At 62.3% G+C, this 4,061-nt stretch carries 4 protein-coding genes; 1 reads left to right on the forward strand and 3 read right to left on the reverse strand.

What is annotated here, in order from left to right; all coding sequences use genetic code 11:
- On the forward strand, positions 1 to 881 hold an 881-nt coding region (locus NR111_RS18005; protein WP_256821602.1), incomplete at its 5' end, for a DMT family transporter.
- 49 nt (positions 882 to 930) lie between these two features.
- Here the strand turns inward: NR111_RS18005 and NR111_RS18010 are convergent.
- The 3 genes from NR111_RS18010 to NR111_RS18020 all read right to left on the reverse strand — a co-directional run.
- A complete protein-coding gene (locus tag NR111_RS18010) occupies positions 931 to 2,451 on the reverse strand; it encodes an ABC transporter permease (RefSeq protein ID WP_067717482.1) in 1,521 nt (506 codons plus the stop codon).
- Positions 2,448 to 3,131 carry an ATP-binding cassette domain-containing protein gene (locus NR111_RS18015; RefSeq protein ID WP_096907171.1) on the reverse strand — a complete coding sequence of 228 codons (684 nt, stop codon included), beginning with the start codon at positions 3,129 to 3,131 and terminating at the stop codon, positions 2,448 to 2,450. The genes NR111_RS18010 and NR111_RS18015 overlap by 4 nt, the downstream gene beginning before the upstream one ends.
- A 730-nt stretch (positions 3,132 to 3,861) precedes the next feature.
- A partial coding sequence (locus NR111_RS18020) for a transposase (RefSeq protein ID WP_256821603.1) occupies positions 3,862 to 4,061 on the reverse strand: 200 nt, incomplete at its 5' end.

The following is a 4,061-nucleotide window of genomic DNA, read 5'->3' on the forward strand; positions in this document are numbered from 1 at the left end:
ATTCACTCCGGACAGCTGCGGGATCGGATCAATGCACTCTGAATCCGGAAGGGCCGTTTTACGCGATGGCCTTCGCGGCGGTGTTTCTGTTCATTGCGCGGGCACTGGCGAGCCGGGAATGGCCCCGGTTCCCGCGCGGGAACGTAAAGGACACGGTCATCATCGGCGCGCTGATCGCGGCCCAGGGCGGAGTGTTCAACTACGCCATGACGTTGGTGCCCATCGCCAATGCGGTGATATTCTGGAGTATTGCCCCGTTCTTCGTGTTCATTTTTTCTGCACTGTTTCTTGGCGAGAAGGCGCACAAGCGCTACATCGGGATTTTCGTCATTGCGTTGGCCGGTATCGCCGTGGCTAACCCGCTCAGCGGCGGTCACACCCTGGGCAATCTTGTGGCGTTGGCAACCGGGGCGATCTATGCGGCGATGATCACCTACATGCGTTATGAGGGCAAGACCGAGACGGGTAACGACATAGCCTGGTCGCTCCTGGCCGCGGCACTGGTGCTGTCGCCCTCGCTGCTGCTCGTCGGGCCCGGCAAGGTCTCAGCCACAATCTCCTATCCCGGGCTAGGTATCTCCGTGCCGGTGATGCTTTGGGTGGGGGGTTTGGGCGTGATTTCCACAGGATTCGCCTATTTCGGCATCTCCATCGTTTTGAAAGTTCTCAACGCCAATGTTTACTCGCTGGTCGATATCATTGTCTCCCCTGTGGTAGCCACGACATTGGGGTATCTGGTCTTCGCCGAAGTTCCGGCGCGGAGCACGATTTACGGGGCTGTACTGCTGCTCGGCGCCGGATTCTGGTTGACACGGGAGATGTCGCGGGGGGCAGAAAATCGAGCCGCGCACCCCTGTCAAATTGCCTCCCACCACACTTGAGGGTCCAGGGGTTCGTGCACGAGGTGAACCACGACGTCGTCTTCGACGTTTAGCTGGCTGTCCTCAGTGGGGTGCGGCCCGGTGCGGCAATCCGGTGGAACACCATGGCTGCCGCGAGCGTGATCCCAGCTAGCCAGCCAAGGGCCAGTAACGCCCCGGCGGTCTCGTCGAAACTGGGGGTGAACGCTGCGTCGGTCAAGACGCGAACAGCTCCATGGGAGGGCATCCAAGTCGCCCAGTCGGGTGGGGCGGCGTCGAACATGATGTTCTGGGCCAACCCGACATCAAGGAAAGGCAGCATGAACATCAAGTACAGGCCGCCCAGGCGCCCGACTATAGGTCCGATCAGCACTCCGAGCATGGCGTAGGTCAGGGCAACCGCCAGGGTCGCGAGCGCGAACGCCACCCACGAACGCGGTTGGAAGCTGAAGCTGGTCACGCCCAGGGAGACTGCGCTGACCAACACTGCGGCCAAGAGGATCACCCCGAGACGAGCCGCGAGCACCTCTGCGGTGCGGTAGCCGGCCACAACGAGTCGCCGGTCGGCCTCGAGTGATCCGAGCACGACGAACAGGCCAGCCAGGCCGGCCAGGAAGGCCACGGTGATCGGCACCATGATCGCTCCGTGCACATCGATCATCGAGACAATGGCGATCGTGTCCTGGCCGCGCTCGGTGAGTGCAACGGGGGTGGGCTGATCAGGGGTGATGGCGATCGACAGAGAGATGAAAAAGAAGGGAAGACCGACAAGCAGAACCCACAGTGCGACGTTGCGTCGATACTCGCGCCAGGCGAACCGCGACGCCACCCGTGTGCGCCCCCAGGTCGACTCGGGTGCACGACGACTGGTGCGGCGGTGGCCGGTAGTCAACACGAGGACACCGAACGCGAGCACCAGCCCGCCAAGGGTCCAGACCGCTGCGGCGCCAAGGTCACTGAGCGGGCCCGCGTGGCCAGTGCTGGCATCGAGCATCACCAACGTCGGAAAGTGTGAAGGGAACACGCGGGTAATCCATGAGTCGGACGGACCCATCGCCGGTCCGAGGAATACATCGAACATCCACACGAAGACGATCACCAAAGAGCCGTTGACTTCGGAGCGCACTAGCGCACCCACCGCTGTGCCGAGTCCCAGGTATATGAGGGCAAACATGACGGTGGCTGTCACTGTGCGGCCCACGTCAACCATGTCGGTACGAAGCGCCAGCGCCAGAAGTGAACCGGCAACCGCCACGCCCGCCAACGCCAGAGACGACGCCAGCCTGGCCAGCACGACCCTCGTCGGGGAGGAATCCGTGGCAGCCAGTCGTCGATCTGCCTGACGGGACCCGCTGACGTGGAAGAACCCCGCCACGCCAGCCAGAAATGCTGAGGCCCAGCCGGCGGTCACCGCCTCCAACTGTCCGAGGCTGGCTTGCCCACCCAGGATCCGGGCGAACTCGGCAATCGTGTCCGCTGTCAAGGTCACAAACACCAGGGGCACGACGCCCAGTAGCACCAAATTTATTGGACGGCGGGCATACTCGACCAGATACCGCCACGTCAACGACACAGTGAATGGGGTCGTCATCGTAAGATCGTCCTGCCGTCGACCAGGTCGTAGATGCGGTCGAAGCGCTCGGCGTCAGTGATGAAATGGCTGATGATCAACAGACTGCGCCCGGACTCGCGCCGGTCTCGGGTCAACTGCCAGAACCGCTGGTAGGTGTCCCAGTCGAACCCGGCGTAGGGCTCATCCAGTAGCAGCAGGTCAGGGTCCGGAAGCAGCGCCAAGCCGAGGTTGAGCTTGGCCCGAGTCCCCCCGGACAGCGCCTCAACGCGAGCGTGCCTCCACGCGACAAAGCCCAACGTGGTGTAGATGTCGTCTTTGGACCGCTCGATCTCGTCGTCGTCCATGCGGTAGGCCCGACCGAACAGGTCGAAGTGCTCGTCGCAGGTCAGCCTCTCGTACAGGATCGGCTCCTGCGGACAGAATCCGATGGGCCCAGTGTGGCTAATGGTGCCGCTATCTCGGGGTAAAGCACCCACTAAAATTTTCATCAGAGTTGATTTCCCCGACCCATTTTCGCCCACTAGACCCACGATCTCGCCAGGTCGAAGCTCGATGTCCGCGCCGCGCAGCACGCGTCGGGTGCGCCGTCGTGGCCACCACCCGGTTCGGTAGGACTTAGCCACACCGTGAGCGGCCAACACCACCGTCTCCCCAATAGGGCTTTCAGGCAGGCCGGTAATTGGATCCTGGTCCGTCACATCTGCTCCTCATTCAAATACTGGTAATGATCTCGCAAAAAGATGAAGTTTGGAGTCACCTCCGATGAAGGTTCAATAAACATTCTGAAAGAGCACTCCGGGATTATGGCGGTGGCATTCTTCACATTCATACTTTGAGGGAGGCTCTGCCCAACTCCGGCCGTAACACCGCATACAGTCACATTGGATGCGAGCTAGAAAATCGCGGGCCACCCACCGCGGCGAGGAGGCTACCGATGTCCGACAGAACAGAAGAGGCGATGACCTTCCAGGCAGTGCATACATGGATCGCGTCCTCTCCCGCCGCCGGTGCAGCCACCGCTGTCGAAGTAGAGGTCACCGACGCGATGAGGTGCTCTGAGCTACACCACACCCTGGTGAGGTTGCCCCTCGGTCGCGGTACGGGTGGCACAAATCGGCAGAATTCCCACTGGGCAGGCAAGGACCACCCGCTCGCCGGCCTGCCCGCCAGCGGGCTCGTCGATCCGCTCGCAACCTATTGCTTCGCTCGCAGCTCCTTGCGTGGGCCAAACCCAGCGGGCTCTTCGCGACCCTTCCCCTTGAAAGCGTCACCTCTCCCCTCCCGCGCCGATTGAGTTCTTGTAGCTCAAGACCCCCGGACCGGATGGCCAGCCCGAGCGACAAATCGGCAGACAGTCAACCGCGGGGGCGTCGATGACCTCCCCGCGAGCCGAAGGCGGATCCCCTGCGTTAACCGGCCCTTCCGGATTTAGAGTGCGTTGATCCGGTTCTGGAGCTGTCCGGAGTGGATGAGCGACCGCAATATGTAGTGCTTGAGGTTGCGGAAGCCCAGGGCGATTCCGCGGAGGTGCTCGAGGCGTCCGTTGATGGCCTCGACGGGGCCGTTGGAGGCGCCCACGTCGAAGTAGGCGAGGATCTCGCGGTGCCGCTTCCACAGCGACCGGCCCA

It is taken from the genome of Dietzia sp. Die43 (genome assembly GCF_024519835.1).
Lineage (GTDB): Bacteria > Actinomycetota > Actinomycetes > Mycobacteriales > Mycobacteriaceae > Dietzia > Dietzia kunjamensis.